The organism is Hyphobacterium sp. (assembly GCF_965228115.1).
Classification (GTDB): Bacteria; Pseudomonadota; Alphaproteobacteria; order Caulobacterales; family Maricaulaceae; genus Hyphobacterium.
In genome coordinates this window covers 960,629-975,669 of sequence record NZ_OZ245794.1, presented here as the reverse complement: position 1 = coordinate 975,669, position 15,041 = coordinate 960,629, and the positions used below count along the sequence as shown (strand labels likewise).

Here is a 15,041-nt window from a genome sequence, read left to right as displayed (position 1 = left end):
GTGATGAAGATCAATCTCAAAACACTTGCCGCAGCGGTCGCCTTCGGGGCCGCATGTACTGCCAGCGCTCTCGCCCAGTCCGCGCCGGCATCCAACATCAATGAATTGCTGAACCGGTTGCGCTCTGATGTGCGCGAGGCCTCAGCTGAAAATCAGGAACGCCTGCAACGCTTCCGGGCAGAACGCAACCAGCAGACCTCTTTGCTGGCCGGCGCACGCTCGCAGCTTGCTGCTCTGGAATCACAAGCCGACGCGCTTGAAGCGCAGTTCGCAACGAACCAGGGCCGGATCGACGAACTCGCCGAGGAGCTCCGCGTCGCCCAGGGCGAATTCGGTGAATTGTTCGGTGTTGCGCGCCAGACAGCTGGCGAATTCGGCTCACTGATCGACAGCTCGATTGCAAGCGCCCAACACCCGGGCCGCGCCGATGCGCTGATCGAATTGTCCAACAGCCGCGTCCTGCCGACTCGCGCAGAACTGGATGAAATCTGGCGGGGTATCACCGCCGAGATGATCTACCAGGCGGAGATCTCTTCGTTCGAAGCCCCTGTGGCTGACTTGACCTGCGCTGGCGGCTACTCGGTTGTCCGCGTCGGTGTGTTCGTCGCCTACGCGGTGTGTGGCGGTGAGGCGGTCTTTGCCCAATATACGCTGCCAGAAAACGCAATCGGCGACGCCGATTATAGCCTGATCGCGCTTGGCGCGCAGCCGCCGGCCAGCATTACAGGTCCGGCTGTTGAGCTGTTCAACGCTGATCGTGGCACGATCGTTTCGGGTCCGGTTGATCCGTCGCGTGGTGGTCTTCTGGTTGTCTACCGGGATATTCCGGATCTGGGCGAGCGGATCAATCAAGGCCGTATCGTGGGCCGGATCATTCTGGGTCTCCTCGCGGTTTCTGTCGCATTCGGCCTCTTCCGCTTGTTGATGCTGGTGCTCGAGTCCATGGCGGTTGCGGGCCAGAAACGCCGTTCGACCCCGTCAAGAGGCAATTCGCTTGGCCGCGTCATGCTGGCTTACGAATCCGTCAAGGATCACAATGAGGAAGTCATCGAGCTGAAGCTGGATGAAGCCATCCTCAAAGAAACGCCGAAGCTGGAATTTGGTCTCAACTTCCTGAAGCTCGCAGCTGGTATCGCACCGCTGTTGGGTCTTCTGGGTACGGTGACCGGTATGATCCGGACATTTACACAGATCACACTCTTCGGTACTGGCGATCCGCGCATCATGGCTGGCGGTATTTCCGAAGCGCTCGTAACCACGGTGCTCGGCCTTATTTCCGCCATTCCGCTGTTGTTCCTTCACAGCTTCGCATCCAGCTTCTCGCGCGGTGTGCAGCAGACGCTGGAAGAGCAAGCAGCCGGTATCGTGGCGCGCCATGCGGAAGAGCGTGCTGGCGGCTCGGCTTAAGGGGAGGTCCAGAATATGGATTTCCAAGCAGCCCTTGGCGGACTGAACGAGTTCCTGGATCGAGGCGGCTTCGTGCTCGTCTGGATCATGGCGCTGACGTTCGTGATGTGGGCCTTCATCCTTGAGCGCTTGGCATACTTCTTCTTCGCCCAGGCGGGCGATGCCAAGCGCGCTCTCAAGGAATGGTCCGCACGGTCCGACCGGACATCATGGCACGCTCACGCGATCCGTGATCAGCTGATCTCCGAGGCCAAGCAGAAAGCGGAAAACAATGTCGAGCTTGTCAAAACGCTCGTTGCTGTTGCACCGCTCTTCGGTCTCCTGGGTACGGTGACCGGCATGGTGCAGGTGTTTGACGTGATGGCCGTTTCAGGCTCGTCGGATGCTCGCGCGATGTCAGCCGGTGTGTCCCGTGCAACCATCCCAACAATGGCGGGCATGGTGGCGGCGCTGTCAGGTCTGGTTTTCTCCAACCAGATCGAGCGTCTGGCTCGGTATCGCACGGCCGTTCTCGCCGACAAACTCGAACTGGAGTAGGCGCTATGCGTAGACGAGCCAGTAGAAAGCCCGATCAGGCCGAAGTGAACATGACGCCGATGCTCGACATCGTGTTCATTCTACTGATCTTTTTCATCGTGACGGCGACCTTCCTGCAAGAGCAGGGCTTTGATATGCGTCCGCCGCCGCCGTGTGAAGATTGCCCGGACAACCCTGATAGCGTGGTGATTTTGGTTCAGATTGATGCCGAGAATCGCGTCTTTGTGAACCAGCGGTCTACCAGTGAAGACAGGGTGCTCGCCGCAGTGCAGCGGATTCGGGCTGAAAACCCGCAGAGTGCGGTTTTGATTCAGCCGAATGACGAGGCTTTAACAGGAACTGTGTCCCTGATTTGGGATGATATGCGCGGCAATGGAATTCCGGTTTCGATCCAACGATCGAACGAAGAAGGCAACTAGCCCGGGGAGGGTATTATGGCGCGACGTAGGAGCCGCGTACAAACGGATGAAGAGGACGTCGAACTGAACATGACGCCCATGCTGGATGTTGTGTTCATCCTTCTTATCTTCTTTATCGTCACGGCCGTCTTCGTGAAGGAGCCTGGCATTGACGTGTTGCGCCCGGATGTTGCGGGCAGCGAGCGCATGAAGCCGACCCTTCTGGTGGCGGTGACCTCAGCTGATGAAATCTGGATCAATCGGAATGTTTACGAGATGAATCAGATCCGCGGCGTTCTGGAGCAGCTTCTGTCGGAAAACCCCCGCGCAGAGGCGATGATCCAGGCCGATGAAGGGTCGCCGGTTGGCACAGTGTTGGATGTTCAGGAAATGCTGACCGAGCTTGGCGTCGAAGAAGTCCACATCTCGGACGAGCCATAGGAGGCGATTATGGGAAATCTGATTCGGATCATAATTGGTGTTCCTGTTGCGGCCGTTATCACGTTCGCTCTCTTCATGCTGATGTTGCGGCTCATTTCCGTTGACGAGGTCGAGATTGAAGACGTCGGGGATGATCTCAGCTTCGACATCAACCCTCAGGTTGAAGAATTGAATGCCCGGACACGGGACACATCTATCGAGGATGTGGAACAGGTTCAGCCCCCACCGCCTCCACCGCAGATTGAACGTCAGGCGGCCGACCTGCCGCAAGAAAGCCTGTCGACCATTGTGGGCAACATTCCGGAATTCGAGGCGCCGGACCTCAATTCGGGCAATGTGAGCTTCAACGTCTCGGACCGCGATGCCCAGCCACTGGTGCGTATTCCGCCTCAATACCCGCCCCGCGCATTGGAACGCGGCCTGGAAGGGCATTGCGATATGCAGTTCAATGTTTCCCCAGACGGGACACCGATCGATGTTCAGGCAACAAATTGCACCAGCAGGATGTTCGAGCGGGCTTCAATCCGCGCAGTGGAGCGTTGGAGATACAGCCAGCGGATCGTGGACGGGGTCGCCCAGACGCGGGTTGGCGTGGTAACCCGGATCGAGTTTAATTTGGCGGAGTAGGCAGGATTGGCGTTTCCTGCAGCCTAGTTAGCTAAAAAAGTCGAACGAAGACGAAGGTAAATCAATGTTGAGCAGATTTATTGTTTTTGCAATCTCGTCCGTCCTGATAACGGCATTTGCTATTCCGGATGCCGATGCTCAGCGACGCAATCGCGATCAACAGGAAGGCAGCGCCGAAAATCGGACGATGTCGAATGCGGTTGGCGAGCCTGTTCTGGCTGCTCAGGAATGCCTCGATGTTGAAGATTATGGCTGCGTTTTCAACAACCTCAATCCGCTTCTAAGTACGGAACTCAACTCCTTTGAGCGCTTCGTTATTCTCCGCATGCGCGGTGTCGCTTATTATAATCAGGAACAGATCGCGAATGCGATCCGCGATTTTGAAAGCGCGTTGAATACCGGCGCGGCGACCTTCGATGAAGCCGTCGCTCTGCGGACAAATGTCGGTCAGCTCTACATCATTTCCGAACGGTATACGGAAGGCATCAACTCTCTGGAGCAAGCTATCCGAGATGGTGCCGAGTTGACGTCCAGCCTCGCCATGCTGATGGCGCAAGCTTATGCACAGGCTGATCGGTTTAGTGGCGGTCTTCGCTATGCGGAGGCCCAATACAATCTGGCGAGTCCGCGCGACCGGCGTCATTATGATATGTTGTTATTGTACTATCAGCAATTGGAACGCACGTCAGATCAGCTCCGCTTGATTTCAGATATGGTTGAGCGCTGGCCTGGCGATCGGAATATCTGGACGTCTCTGGTGGCCTTGATGGCGCAGACCAACAACGAATCCGGTGCGTTCGAAGCCAACAAGCTGATGTACCTCAATGGTATGTTGCGTGAGGAACGCGAGCTGGTCAGGCTGGCCCAGTATTACAGCTATTTTGAGTATCCCTATCGCGGCGGCGTGATCATGGAACGCGAAATGAATGCCGGCCGTATCGCCCGCAACCGTGAGAATCTGGAAATCCTGTCCAATATCTGGCGTCAGGCGAGAGAATATGAACGTGCGATTCCGGTGCTGGAAGCGGTCGCTCAACAAGGTGACGGGTCCGACTATCTGAATTTGGCCGAAGCCTACTATCAGGAAAATCGGTTGCCCGAAGCCGAGCAGGCGTTTCAAACGGCGATCAGCCGCGGCGGTTTGAACCGCCCCGGAGATGCCATCGCGCTGCTGGGAACTGTTCGCTATGAGCAAAATGACCGTCAGGGTGCGCTCCAGGCGTTCCGCCAGTGCGGTGGGTATGCCTATAGCCGCCGAACCTGCAATGGCTGGGTCACCTTCATCACGAATGAGATCAATGCCGAAGATCAACGCCGCCTGCTTCGTGAGCGTGTAACCGTTGAAGGCTGCCGCAATGTTGTGCGGGATGCTATCAATCTTGCGACGATTATCGGATCCGAGGAAGATATCGACGACGAAGGAAATATCCGCGTTTCGGTGCCTGAAGAGTGTCAGCCCTATTTCAACTCGTTCGGCCAGCAGATTGCCGGGCCGGGCTTTGAACAAGCCGCTGCCGCGGCCGAAGGCGACAGCGACGCTGGTTAGTTTGAGCTGAAACTTGAACTCTAAAACCCCGGCTGACCTGCCGGGGTTTTTCTTTGGCAAGAATGCCGTGCTTCCGGCTTATCCGCGCCGCAATCTTACAGGATGTTCATTTTCGGGGTTTGAGGGGGCGCTTTTGGAAGGGGAGCGCCGAATGCAACGCATTTTACGCACAACTATCAGCCTGCCACTGGCCGGGCTGATCACTCTATCTCTCGCCGCCTTTATGAGCGGGCTGATCCGGGTTGAGGGAACACCCAATACCGACACTACCGAGCTGACGCTTGATCTATTTCCGAGGGTTGAACTCGTCGAGCCTGCCAGCGATCTGGACATGACGGATATCAGTCGTATTGATCCGCCGCCACCGCTACCCACAATTGATGTCGAGGCGGCCAGCCGGCCAGACGACGGGCTCGAGATTGTGGTTGGCGGGATTCCCGACTTCGGGGAGACGGTGATCCAATCAAGTGCCATCACTTGGAACGCCACGGATCGCGAAACAAATCCAATGGTTCGGATAGCACCGGTCTATCCGCCGCGGGCCCTGGAACGGGGCATTGAAGGCTATTGCACGATGAATTTTGATATCGGTCCGGACGGTGTGCCGATCAACATCCGCGCGAGTTATTGTACGAGCGGCATGTTTGAACGGAATTCTGTCCGCGCAATGGAAAGATGGCGGTATTCGCCTAGAATTGTTGACGGCAACCCTGTGGTTCAGAGAAATCTGACGACGCAGATCGATTTCCAGATTGCCGACTAGACGAGGTGAGGCCGGGCGCGAAGCCCGGCCTCCAATCCTACTCTGCTTCGTCAGCTTCCGCGTCGGCCAGGCCAACCGTCATAAGTGCAAAGGCCCAGTTCTCGGCGGTTTCGCGCAAGCTATCAAAGCGGCCGGATGCTCCGCCATGGCCGGCGCCCATATTGGTCCGCATCAGTGTCAGGCCATTATCGTTCCGCCGGTCCCGCAGCCGCGCTGTCCATTTCGCTGGTTCCCAATACGTCACCCGCGGATCTGTGAGGCCGGCAGTTGCCAGCACATGCGGATAGTCTTGAGCCACGACATTATCGTAGGGGCTGTATTCCGCGATGGTGTCATAGGCGTCTGGATCCTCGATCGGGTTGCCCCATTCCGGCCATTCCGGCGGCGTGAGTGGCAGGCTCGGATCGGACATGGTGTTGATGACGTCGACGAAGGGAACGGCTCCGATGGCGCCGGCAAAGAGGTCGGGCTGCATATTGATCGCCGCACCCACCAGCAATCCGCCTGCTGACCCGCCATAGGCCACCATATCGCCGCGCGACGTGAACCCTTCTTCGATCAGGGCCTCACCGGCGGAAATGAAATCGCGGAACGTGTTGATCTTGTTTTCCAGCTTTCCATCAAGATACCAGCTATAGCCGCGCGCCTGGCTGCCGCGAATGTGTGCGATAGCGTAGATCATACCGCGATCCACAAGCGAAAGTGGCGTAACGCGGAACGATGCCGGTATTGTAATGCCATAGCTGCCATAGCCGTAGAGCATCAGCGGAGCCGACCCATCCACAGGCGTGTCGCGGTGGTGAAGGATCGTCACCGGGATCATCTCACCATCATGTGCGGGAGCCATGATACGGCGCACCACATAATCTGCAGGGTCGTGACCGGAGGGAACCTCCTGCGTTTTACGCAAAACGCGCTCTCGCGAAGCCATATTGTAGTCATATGTCTCTTCGGGCGTGGCAGGGCTTTCGTAAGAAAAGCGCATTTCGTCGGTCGCGAACTCGTAACCCGGGTTCACGCCCAGAGAGTAGGCTTCTTCTTCAAACGCGATGCTATGCTCTTCGCCGGACTCCAGATTTCGGACCACAATGCGCGGCAGGGCGTTTTCCCGCTCCGCCCGGACCATCCAGTCTCTGAAACCCAGAAGTCCCGTGACCAGCGTGCCGGGGCGATGAGCGATAACGGTTTCCCAATTCTCCCGCTGCGGGGCGTCGATTGGCGCTCGCATGATCTGGAAGTCGACAGCGCCGCCAAGATTGGTCCGGATATAAAAGCCGTTTCCGGTTTCAGTCAGCGAATACTCGACATCGGTCTCCCGCGCGGCCACTAAAATGGCCTCGCTCTCCGGTGCATTGGCATCAATCAGACGCAGCTCGCTGGTGGTATGGCCAGAGGTAGAAATGACCACATAGCTGTCACCAGCGGTCTTTCCGACATTGACGAAAAAGCCGTCATCTTCTTCTTCGTAGATGAGCTCGCTGGCCTCAGAACCGCGATCCTGACGGTAAACGCGTTTTGACCGGCCATTATCGTCGCGCCAGACCCAAAACAGTGTTTGGGAGTCATTCGCCCAGGTGAAATTCCCGGTGCTTTCATCTGTCATCGTGGCGATGTCTTCACCCGTGGCCAGATCGCGGATCCGGATTTCGTAATATTCCGACCCCCGCGTATCGACCGCATAAGCAAGAAAGCGGTGATCGGGGCTGTGAGATACGCCTCCGAAGTCCAGATATTCAATGCCTTCGGCTTCTGCATCGCCGTCCAGAAGTATTTGCTCGGCATCGTCCTCGGGCGAAGACGGGTCGACCGGTCTGCGCGCGTAAATTGGATACTGCCCACCCTCGCGATAGCGCGTGTAGTACTCAAATTCGCTATCTCGTTCGGGCACCGAGCTATCGTCCTCACGGATCCGGCCGCGGATCTCCTGAAAGATGCGCTCTTGTAAGGCCTGTGTCGGCTCCATCACCGCGTCATAGTAGGTGTTCTCGGCATCCAGATGCGCCCGGATGTCGGCTTGAAGTACCGACGGGTCCCGCATCACTTCCTGCCAGTTGTCGTCACGCAGCCACGCAAATTCATCGACACGTGTGCGGCCGAGTTGTTCGATTGTCACAGGGCGTTGTTCGGCCACTGGAGGCGTGATCTGCAGGGCTCTTTCAATCAGGCTCATGCTGGCAGTCTCGACTTCCGTTTCAGTTTGAGTTTCGGGCGAAGCATCGCGGTCAACTTCAGACTCGTTCGGGGCTTCTGTTGCAGGGCTGCAGGCGCTTAGCAGGGCGATGGCCGCCAATCCGCTGCAGAACGCAAGAATGCGCGGTAACATGGACGAACTCCTCAAAGCGTTTGTTCTCTATCATTATGCCTGTCTTGGCGCGCTTGCGACAAGCTGCTTCACAGCTATTGGTGCGGATTGCCAACAGCGCTCATACACGCTCACGCTTGTTTAACGCCTGTCCCGGCATTTTCGTCGTTAACAGGTAAGCAAATGACTCAGTCTGAACCCCTCACTCTTTCTCAAACGGCGCTGGAGGTAGGCAATGCACGCGGCGTGCTGGCGCGGCGTCTTGCTGATCTGATTTGTCTGCCGTCGAGCGTGATCAGCCCGCAAGAAAGATGGATAGTGGGCGATCTGTTGCATGAGATCTTGCGCAATAGCGACGCCCGGATTCGAAAACGCTGTGCCCAACGCCTTGCAGAGATAAAGGATGCGCCAGCCAATATCGTGAAGCTGCTTGCCGCGGATGCAATCGATATTGCAGAGCCGCTATTATCGTCCTCGGGTGCGCTGTCTGATTTCGACCTGATGGAAATTGCGAGACTAGGTACACTGGATCACCGCGTCCTGATTGCGCGTCGAGATGGGGTATCCGAGACGGTAACGGCGGCCCTGGCCTCCTTAGGTGAGCCCGCTGTTGTGCACGCGTTATTGAAAAATGCGCAGGCCCGGTTTGCTGCGCCAACCGTTTCTCACATTGTCAGCCTTGCGCAGGATGATCAGCTCTATGTGCCGGCCTTGCTGAAGCGACCGGAATTGCGCCCAAGAGCTGCGCTTCAGCTTTTCTGGACGTGCAACACTACTAATCGCAAGGCAATCCTCGCCCGATTTGCGGTTTCGCGAACCTTGATGATCGAAGCTGCAGACGGCGTCTTTGCCATGGCAGCCGGAGAGGGGTGGTCCGATCCGCTGGTGAACCGAGCGCTGCGTTTTGTTGACCGCCGGCAAAGGAATCGCGAAGCAGCTGAAGAAAGCTCATACGGGTCGCTCGAAGGACTTATCGCCAATATGCAGTCGTCAGGGGTTAGCCGGGATCGAATCGGCGAGCTAGGCCTCCTTGCTGGTATCAGCGATTCGCTCGCGCTTCGCATTTGTGAGGATCTGGGTGGCGAACCTCTCGCCATTCTTTGCAAAGCGACCGGCGCAGATCGTTCGGTGCTCGACCAGCTTTGCTCTGCCCTGTCCGGTTTGCGCGAGGGCGGGGGGCGCGACCGCGCGATGCACATTTATGATGGGTTGTCTGTTGAGAAGGCCCAGACCGTTTTACGCTATTGGGATTGGTCGAAAGCCGGAAGCGACCGTACCAAATAGTCTTGTCACAATTCATGTGAAGGAATCGGCCTGAAGCACTGGCCAAGCTGCATGGGCATGGTTAAAAGCCTCTCCACAGCGCGTATTCGCGCGTCCGGGTTTGGGAGGCATGATGATCTACGCAGTAAGTTTGAGCCTCGTTCTGGCTCTGCTGTGGTGGATCTTGTCCGGCTATGACAAGGTCATACTGCTTTCATTTGGAGCCGCCAGTGTTTTTATCGCGATGGTGCTTGTTTTCCGCATGCGTATTCTGGACCGGGAAACGTCACCCTTTCTGCGGCTACCGACACTCATTCCATACTACACCTGGTTGGGTGGAGAGGTGGCAAAGTCCTGCATTGCGGTCGTGAAAGCCTCCTTGAAACCGGAAATCGACATCACGCCGCGTCTCGTTCGGGTTCCTGTCAAAGCGGACACAGACCTCGCGCGCTGCGTATTCGCGAATTCGATCACCTTGACCCCTGGCACGGTTTCGGTGGAAGTCGAGGATGACGCGATATTGGTTCATGCTCTGGACGGCAGTTTTTCAGATGCTGACGCCTTCGCGGAAATGAATTTGAATGCGGCACGCGCAACAGACGGACGCGCGAAATGATGGATTGGGTCAATCTGATTGCCGCGCTGTCCATGACGGTTGCAATGGCCATTATGCTGGCGCGTCTTCTCGCAGGGCCGAGTTTGTATGATCGCGTGCTTGCCGCTAATTCTTTTGGCACGAAAACTGTCTTGCTGCTCGTGATATTCAGCCTGCTGGTCGGGCGTGCCGATGGTGTTGATATTGCTTTGCTTTATGCGTTGATCAACTTCGTTGCGACGATCGCTGTCTTGAAGTTTTTCCGTTACCGCTCGCTTGAGATCGCCCTGGCGCAGATGTCCTTGCGGCGGGCCGTAGACGGGGACGATGATTGATGGAAACGCTATTACTGATCCGTGATATCGTGAGCGCCATCCTGATGGCGATCGGCGTTATATTCGTGCTTGCCGGAGCCATCGGTGTGGTTCGCTTGCCGGATTTTTACACGCGGCTTCATGCGGCGGGTGTCACCGATACGCTCGGGGCGGAACTTATAATTCTGGCGTTGATCCTTCAGGCCGGTTTTACGCTGCTGGCGGCCAAGCTGGCGCTCGTCGGATTTATTCTTTTCCTGACCAGTCCGACCGCCACGCACGCTGTTGCCAACGCGGCCCATCGTGCAGGGCTCAATCCTTTGCTCTCCAGACATCAGCCACCGCACCCGCGGGAGTCCAGTGACGGGGAGGGAAAGTCATGAGCGAGTTCGATTGGACCCAGCTGCTTGATTACGCGCTGATGGCGATGCTTGTGGCAATTGCGGTTGCGATAGTGCGCCTGCGAAATCTTTTCGCGGCGGTTATGCTGATGGGCGTTTATAGCCTTGTGTCCGCCGCGTGGTTTGTCTCTCTGGATGCGGTCGATGTGGCCTTCACCGAAGCCGCGGTGGGCGCGGGTATTTCAACTGTATTGATGCTCGCGGCGATGCTTTTGACTGCCCGGGAAGCCGAGCCGATTGGTTCTGGCCGGCATTGGGCCGCCCTGACGGTGGTTTCCGTTACCGGTGCGGCCTTGTTTTATGCTGTGGGCGATATGCCGGTCTATGGAGATATAAATTCGCCGGCTAACTCCTATGTCGGTATGGATTACATCGCGAGTACACCTTCCGAAGTCGCCGTGCCTAATGTGGTCACGGCTATTCTGGCCAGTTATCGTGGGTTCGATACGTTTGGCGAAGTCGTTGTGATTTTCGCGGCTGGACTTGGCGTCATGCTGCTGCTGGGCCTGAATGGCAATCGCCAAGATAAGGAGGATCGATCGTGAATCCCTACCTTATCCTTCGTGTCGTCTCGAAGCTGCTGATCCCGATAATCGTCGTTTACGGCCTTTATGTGCACTTCCATGGCGAATACAGCCCGGGCGGCGGTTTCCAGGCCGGAACCATTGTTGCTGCCGGGGTCATTCTCTATGCGCTGATATTTGGCGTCGACAACGCAAAGCGCGCCGTGCCGCCAACATTCGTAAAGTTTCTGGGGGCCTTTGGTGTGCTGCTTTATGGCGGAACAGGGGTGGCGTCCTTGTTGTTGGGCGCGAACTATCTCGACTATGACGCCTTGCATCCTGACCAGGCCCATAAAACCGGCCAGCTGATCGGCATTATTGTGATCGAGCTTGGCGTCCTGACGACGGTTTTTGCGGTCATGATGATGATTTTCTATGCCTTTGCGAGCCGCGCACCTGATATTCCTGAAGAGGAATGGAAATGATTGAAATCATTGCGGAACGCTTCAATTTTATCGTCGTCATCATATTAATGATGACCGGGCTTTATGCTGTGATTGCCACTGGCAATCTCGTCAAGCGGCTGGTCGGTCTTTCGCTTTTCCAGACGTCGGTATTTTTGCTGTTCATTACAACCAGCAAGGTATTTGGCGGGCAGCCGCCCATCCTGCCCTATCCGCTCTATTCGTCGGAAGGTAACGGGTATGACAGCGGCGGTGGCGACGCCAGCCCGGATGCCGCGTATTCCGCAGAGGAAACGGCGACAGCGGCGGCGGAGGCCATCTATTCCAACCCCCTGCCGCACGTGCTGATCCTGACAGCGATTGTCGTCGGCGTCGCTACGCTCTCGGTTGGTCTGGCATTGGTTGTGCGCATCCGCGAAACCTATGGATCCATCGAAGACGACGACATCAACAAGGCAGATTACGCTGTCGATAGCGCCGGGAGAAACACCTGATGGAGTTTCTAGCCGCTATGATGCCGGCCCAGATTATGGAGCACGGGCCGGCGATCGTCGTCGTCATCCCGCTATTGATGGCTGCGGTCGCTACCGTGATGCCCAATGGTAAAGCGGGCTGGACCATTGCCTTGGTTACGACGGTGGCCTCCGCTCTCGTCGCCATTGCCGTTGCCGTGAATGTTCAGAGCGTAGGCGTGATCTCTTATGCAATGGGAGGCTGGGAGCCACCCGCCGGCATTGAATTCCGTATTGACGATCTTAATGCGGTCTTATTGTTGCTCATCGCCTTTACCGGCGTGTTGAGCGTGATTTACGCGCTCCCGAGTGTTGCAGATGAAATCGCGGAAAACCGGCAAGCCTTGTTCTATGCGGCTTTCCTGGTCTGCTTTGCCGGACTGATTGGGGTGGCGATTACGGGCGACGCCTTTAACATGTTTGTGTTCCTCGAGATATCATCGATCTCGACCTACATTCTTGTTGGCATGGGGGCTTCGGGCGACAGACGAGCCCTCACAGCAGCTTACAATTATCTGATCCTCGGAACGATCGGCGCGACGTTCTTCGTCATCGGGGTGGGTTTCCTGTACATGGCGACCGGCACGCTGAACATGTTTGACATGGCCGGGCGCATTCCCGAATTGAGCGACAGCCGGGTAATTCAAGCTGCTTTTGCTTTCATCATTGTCGGCTTGGGCCTCAAGGCGGCTATGTTCCCGTTGCACATCTGGCTGCCGAACGCCTATGCGTTTGCGCCCAATTTCGTAACGACATTTCTGGCGGCAACGGCCACCAAGGTCGCATTCTACACGCTCGTCCGGTTCGCGTTCGACGTCTTCTGGCCGGAAGCGCCTTTTGTGCAGATCAGCTTCCTGTGGGTGTTCGCAATCCTTGGCATCATCGGGATGCTGGTGGCTTCTATCCAGGCGGTCTTTCAACACGATGCGCGCCGATTGCTGGCGTTCTCCTCGGTCGCGCAAGTTGGCTACATGATGCTCGGCTTGGGTATTGGCACGCTGGCCGGCGTATCCGCCGGGATGCTTCATCTTGTGAACCACGCCATGATGAAAGGCGCCTTGTTCATGGCGCTGGGAGCCTTCGCGATCCGCTTTGGTGTCAGACGAATTGACGATCTGAACGGCTTCGCGCGCACCATGCCATTTACTGCAATTGCTTTCACCATCGCAGGCCTCAGCCTCGTGGGTGTCCCCATGACAGTCGGGTTCTGGTCGAAATGGTATCTTGGCGTCGCAGCCTTCGAAAATGGCTGGTGGTGGGCCGTGGCGGCGTTGATTATCTCATCGCTGATCGCATTGGCATATGTTGCCCGCATGCTGGCGGCGATCTGGGTGGCAAAGCCGCACCATGACCGCACCGGAGCCATTGCTTCGAGCCGGGCACCGCTGATGATGTTGGTGCCGATGTGGGTGCTTGCAATTGCGAATGTCTGGTTCTTCTTCGAGCCGGAATTTCTTGTCGGCTTGGCCAATGCGGCCGCAGAGGCCGCGCTGGCAGGAGCAAGCCGATGATGTGGTCGCCTGAAATCGCTCTAATTGCCGCGCTCGTGATCCCGTTGATCGGCGGGCTGTTTGTTGGGCTGCTGGGCAAGACGCCGAATTTCCGGGAAGGCGCAACGCTGACGGCAGCCGTTCTGCTCGCATTAAATGTTGCCTATTTGGTTTCGGTCACAGGCGACCGGCCGGAACTGACCTATGCCATTGGCGATACTGGTTTGTCCTTCGGGTTCAGGCTGGAGCCGCTCGGAGCCGTTTTTGCCGCCGTGGCAAGTGGGTTATGGATCGTAAATTCGCTCTATTCGATCGGATATATGCGAGGCAATAACGAGCAGAACCAGACCCGGTTCTATGTCTTTTTCACGATCGCTATTGCCTGTGCGATGGGTGTGGCTTTGGCCTCCAACCTTTTGACAATGTTCGTTTTTTATGAAGCATTGACATTGTCGACCTATCCGCTCGTCGCGCATAAGGGCGATGGGAATGCGCGGCGCGGCGCGGCCATCTATCTTGCTATTCTGCTTGGCACCTCCATTGGCCTGTTGTTGCCTGCGATTATTGCGACGCAGTTTATCGCCGGCTCTACGGATTTCATTGTGGGTGGCCTTCTCAAAAGCCAGGTCACACCACTGATTGCCAGTGTTCTTTTGATCCTGTTCGCTTTTGGAATCGGCAAGGCGGCTTTAATGCCTGTGCATCCCTGGCTACCAAACGCGATGGTCGCGCCGACACCTGTATCGGCCTTGCTACATGCCGTTGCCGTTGTGAAAGCAGGTGTGTTCGCGATTTTAAAGGTAGCCACCTACATTTTTGGCCCTGAGACGATCCAGTCAGCGCCAGCGTCAGAGTGGCTGGCCTGGATTGCGGCGATTTCGATTGTCCTCGCATCTATTATTGCGATGTCGAGCAATAACTTGAAACGACGGCTGGCGTTTTCGACGGTTAGCCAGCTCTCCTATGTGACGTTGGGCGCGATGATCGCGGCCCCGCTTGCCCTTCTGGGGGCGGCTTTGCAGATCGTCATGCACGCCTGGGGAAAAATCACACTCTTCATGTGCGCGGGCGCGATTTATACCGCCACCAAGAAGACGGAGATTTCCGATATGCGGGGGCTGGGGCATTTGATGCCCTGGACATTTGGCGCGTTCACCGTCGGGGCCTTCGCCATCATCGGTCTGCCGCCTTTTGGTGGCATGTGGCCAAAGCTTTATTTGATGCTCGGCGCCGCCAGCGCCGGTCAGCTCGCCCTTATCGGGGCGTTGATCCTGTCATCGGTTTTGAACGTCGCCTACCTGCTGCCGCTGTCAGCACGCGGGTTCTTTGATCCGCCGCCCAAAGAAGGATTGAAAAAGCCGGGTCCTGTCCTGGCCGTATTGCCTCCGGTCATCACGGCGGCCGGCATTACGGTTCTGTTTTTCCTGATTGGCCCATTGACTGAATTTCTGGCACCGGTGTTTGAGGTGGAGCTTTAA

The 15,041-nt window shown here is 56.8% G+C and carries 17 protein-coding genes; 16 read left to right on the top strand and 1 reads right to left on the bottom strand.

From position 1 onward, the window contains the following. The first annotated feature begins 3 nt into the window (after positions 1 to 3). The 7 genes from ACO079_RS05330 to ACO079_RS05300 all read left to right on the top strand — a co-directional run bounded on the left by ACO079_RS05330 (position 4) and on the right by ACO079_RS05300 (position 5,719). Positions 4 to 1,407, top strand: coding sequence for a MotA/TolQ/ExbB proton channel family protein (locus tag ACO079_RS05330; protein WP_421792320.1), 1,404 nt, complete (start codon positions 4 to 6; stop codon positions 1,405 to 1,407). A gap of 15 nt (positions 1,408 to 1,422) precedes the next feature. Continuing rightward, entirely contained in the window at positions 1,423 to 1,944 is a 522-nt protein-coding gene (locus tag ACO079_RS05325) for a MotA/TolQ/ExbB proton channel family protein (RefSeq protein ID WP_421792318.1), read from the top strand. A gap of 5 nt (positions 1,945 to 1,949) precedes the next feature. Then, positions 1,950 to 2,363, top strand: coding sequence for an ExbD/TolR family protein (locus ACO079_RS05320; protein ID WP_421792316.1), 414 nt, complete (start codon positions 1,950 to 1,952; stop codon positions 2,361 to 2,363). A gap of 15 nt (positions 2,364 to 2,378) precedes the next feature. Further along, entirely contained in the window at positions 2,379 to 2,783 is a 405-nt protein-coding gene (locus ACO079_RS05315) for an ExbD/TolR family protein (protein ID WP_421792314.1), read from the top strand. A 9-nt stretch (positions 2,784 to 2,792) separates the two neighbouring features. After that, a complete protein-coding gene (locus ACO079_RS05310; protein ID WP_421792313.1) occupies positions 2,793 to 3,410 on the top strand; it encodes an energy transducer TonB in 618 nt (205 codons plus the stop codon). Positions 3,411 to 3,474: 64 nt separating this feature from the next. Continuing rightward, positions 3,475 to 4,956 (top strand): hypothetical protein, encoded by a 1,482-nt coding sequence (locus ACO079_RS05305; protein ID WP_421792312.1) that lies wholly within the window; start codon positions 3,475 to 3,477, stop codon positions 4,954 to 4,956. Between the two features lie 151 nt (positions 4,957 to 5,107). Then, complete coding sequence (locus ACO079_RS05300) at positions 5,108 to 5,719, top strand: energy transducer TonB (RefSeq protein ID WP_421792311.1); 612 nt, start codon at positions 5,108 to 5,110, stop codon at positions 5,717 to 5,719. Between the two features lie 37 nt (positions 5,720 to 5,756). Here the strand turns inward: ACO079_RS05300 and ACO079_RS05295 are convergent, their stop codons facing one another. Continuing rightward, entirely contained in the window at positions 5,757 to 8,042 is a 2,286-nt protein-coding gene (locus ACO079_RS05295; RefSeq protein ID WP_421792309.1) for a S9 family peptidase, read from the bottom strand. Positions 8,043 to 8,204: 162 nt separating this feature from the next. On the opposite strand from ACO079_RS05295, the gene ACO079_RS05290 reads away from it, so the two are divergent. The 9 genes from ACO079_RS05290 to ACO079_RS05250 all read left to right on the top strand — a co-directional run bounded on the left by ACO079_RS05290 (position 8,205) and on the right by ACO079_RS05250 (position 15,041). Then, a complete protein-coding gene (locus ACO079_RS05290) occupies positions 8,205 to 9,305 on the top strand; it encodes a DUF2336 domain-containing protein (RefSeq protein ID WP_421792307.1) in 1,101 nt (366 codons plus the stop codon). Positions 9,306 to 9,417: 112 nt separating this feature from the next. Continuing rightward, positions 9,418 to 9,900, top strand: a complete 483-nt coding sequence (locus tag ACO079_RS05285) for a Na+/H+ antiporter subunit E (RefSeq protein WP_421792305.1) — start codon at positions 9,418 to 9,420, stop codon at positions 9,898 to 9,900. Continuing rightward, positions 9,897 to 10,214 carry a monovalent cation/H+ antiporter complex subunit F gene (locus ACO079_RS05280; RefSeq protein ID WP_421792303.1) on the top strand — a complete coding sequence of 106 codons (318 nt, stop codon included), beginning with the start codon at positions 9,897 to 9,899 and terminating at the stop codon, positions 10,212 to 10,214. The genes ACO079_RS05285 and ACO079_RS05280 overlap by 4 nt, the downstream gene beginning before the upstream one ends. Continuing rightward, positions 10,214 to 10,576, top strand: a complete 363-nt coding sequence (gene mnhG, locus ACO079_RS05275) for a monovalent cation/H(+) antiporter subunit G (protein ID WP_421792302.1) — start codon at positions 10,214 to 10,216, stop codon at positions 10,574 to 10,576. Before ACO079_RS05280 ends, mnhG begins: the two co-directional genes overlap by 1 nt. Continuing rightward, positions 10,573 to 11,139: a DUF4040 domain-containing protein gene (locus ACO079_RS05270; RefSeq protein ID WP_421792301.1), complete on the top strand. Its 567-nt coding sequence runs from the start codon at positions 10,573 to 10,575 to the stop codon at positions 11,137 to 11,139. Before mnhG ends, ACO079_RS05270 begins: the two co-directional genes overlap by 4 nt. After that, complete coding sequence (locus ACO079_RS05265; protein WP_421792299.1) at positions 11,136 to 11,582, top strand: Na(+)/H(+) antiporter subunit B; 447 nt, start codon at positions 11,136 to 11,138, stop codon at positions 11,580 to 11,582. Before ACO079_RS05270 ends, ACO079_RS05265 begins: the two co-directional genes overlap by 4 nt. Further along, positions 11,579 to 12,055 carry a sodium:proton antiporter gene (locus ACO079_RS05260; protein WP_421792298.1) on the top strand — a complete coding sequence of 159 codons (477 nt, stop codon included), beginning with the start codon at positions 11,579 to 11,581 and terminating at the stop codon, positions 12,053 to 12,055. Before ACO079_RS05265 ends, ACO079_RS05260 begins: the two co-directional genes overlap by 4 nt. Next, positions 12,055 to 13,584 (top strand): monovalent cation/H+ antiporter subunit D family protein, encoded by a 1,530-nt coding sequence (locus tag ACO079_RS05255; protein ID WP_421792297.1) that lies wholly within the window; start codon positions 12,055 to 12,057, stop codon positions 13,582 to 13,584. The genes ACO079_RS05260 and ACO079_RS05255 overlap by 1 nt, the downstream gene beginning before the upstream one ends. Further along, a complete protein-coding gene (locus ACO079_RS05250) occupies positions 13,581 to 15,041 on the top strand; it encodes a proton-conducting transporter membrane subunit (RefSeq protein ID WP_421792296.1) in 1,461 nt (486 codons plus the stop codon). Before ACO079_RS05255 ends, ACO079_RS05250 begins: the two co-directional genes overlap by 4 nt.

What these genes read in the sequence shown, in the direction of transcription:
- ACO079_RS05315 (WP_421792314.1), top strand. Translation starts at nt 2,379, where the DNA reads ATGGCGCGACGTAGGAGCCGCGTACAAACGGATGAAGAGGACGTCGAA.
- ACO079_RS05310 (WP_421792313.1), top strand. Translation starts at nt 2,793, where the DNA reads ATGGGAAATCTGATTCGGATCATAATTGGTGTTCCTGTTGCGGCCGTT.
- ACO079_RS05305 (WP_421792312.1), top strand. Translation starts at nt 3,475, where the DNA reads ATGTTGAGCAGATTTATTGTTTTTGCAATCTCGTCCGTCCTGATAACG.
- ACO079_RS05325 (WP_421792318.1), top strand. Translation starts at nt 1,423, where the DNA reads ATGGATTTCCAAGCAGCCCTTGGCGGACTGAACGAGTTCCTGGATCGA.
- ACO079_RS05270 (WP_421792301.1), top strand. Translation starts at nt 10,573, where the DNA reads ATGAGCGAGTTCGATTGGACCCAGCTGCTTGATTACGCGCTGATGGCG.
- ACO079_RS05290 (WP_421792307.1), top strand. Translation starts at nt 8,205, where the DNA reads ATGACTCAGTCTGAACCCCTCACTCTTTCTCAAACGGCGCTGGAGGTA.
- ACO079_RS05255 (WP_421792297.1), top strand. Translation starts at nt 12,055, where the DNA reads ATGGAGTTTCTAGCCGCTATGATGCCGGCCCAGATTATGGAGCACGGG.
- ACO079_RS05300 (WP_421792311.1), top strand. Translation starts at nt 5,108, where the DNA reads ATGCAACGCATTTTACGCACAACTATCAGCCTGCCACTGGCCGGGCTG.
- ACO079_RS05295 (WP_421792309.1), bottom strand. Translation starts at nt 8,042, where the DNA reads ATGTTACCGCGCATTCTTGCGTTCTGCAGCGGATTGGCGGCCATCGCC.
- ACO079_RS05280 (WP_421792303.1), top strand. Translation starts at nt 9,897, where the DNA reads ATGATGGATTGGGTCAATCTGATTGCCGCGCTGTCCATGACGGTTGCA.
- mnhG (WP_421792302.1), top strand. Translation starts at nt 10,214, where the DNA reads ATGGAAACGCTATTACTGATCCGTGATATCGTGAGCGCCATCCTGATG.
- ACO079_RS05320 (WP_421792316.1), top strand. Translation starts at nt 1,950, where the DNA reads ATGCGTAGACGAGCCAGTAGAAAGCCCGATCAGGCCGAAGTGAACATG.
- ACO079_RS05250 (WP_421792296.1), top strand. Translation starts at nt 13,581, where the DNA reads ATGATGTGGTCGCCTGAAATCGCTCTAATTGCCGCGCTCGTGATCCCG.
- ACO079_RS05285 (WP_421792305.1), top strand. Translation starts at nt 9,418, where the DNA reads ATGATCTACGCAGTAAGTTTGAGCCTCGTTCTGGCTCTGCTGTGGTGG.
- ACO079_RS05260 (WP_421792298.1), top strand. Translation starts at nt 11,579, where the DNA reads ATGATTGAAATCATTGCGGAACGCTTCAATTTTATCGTCGTCATCATA.
- ACO079_RS05330 (WP_421792320.1), top strand. Translation starts at nt 4, where the DNA reads ATGAAGATCAATCTCAAAACACTTGCCGCAGCGGTCGCCTTCGGGGCC.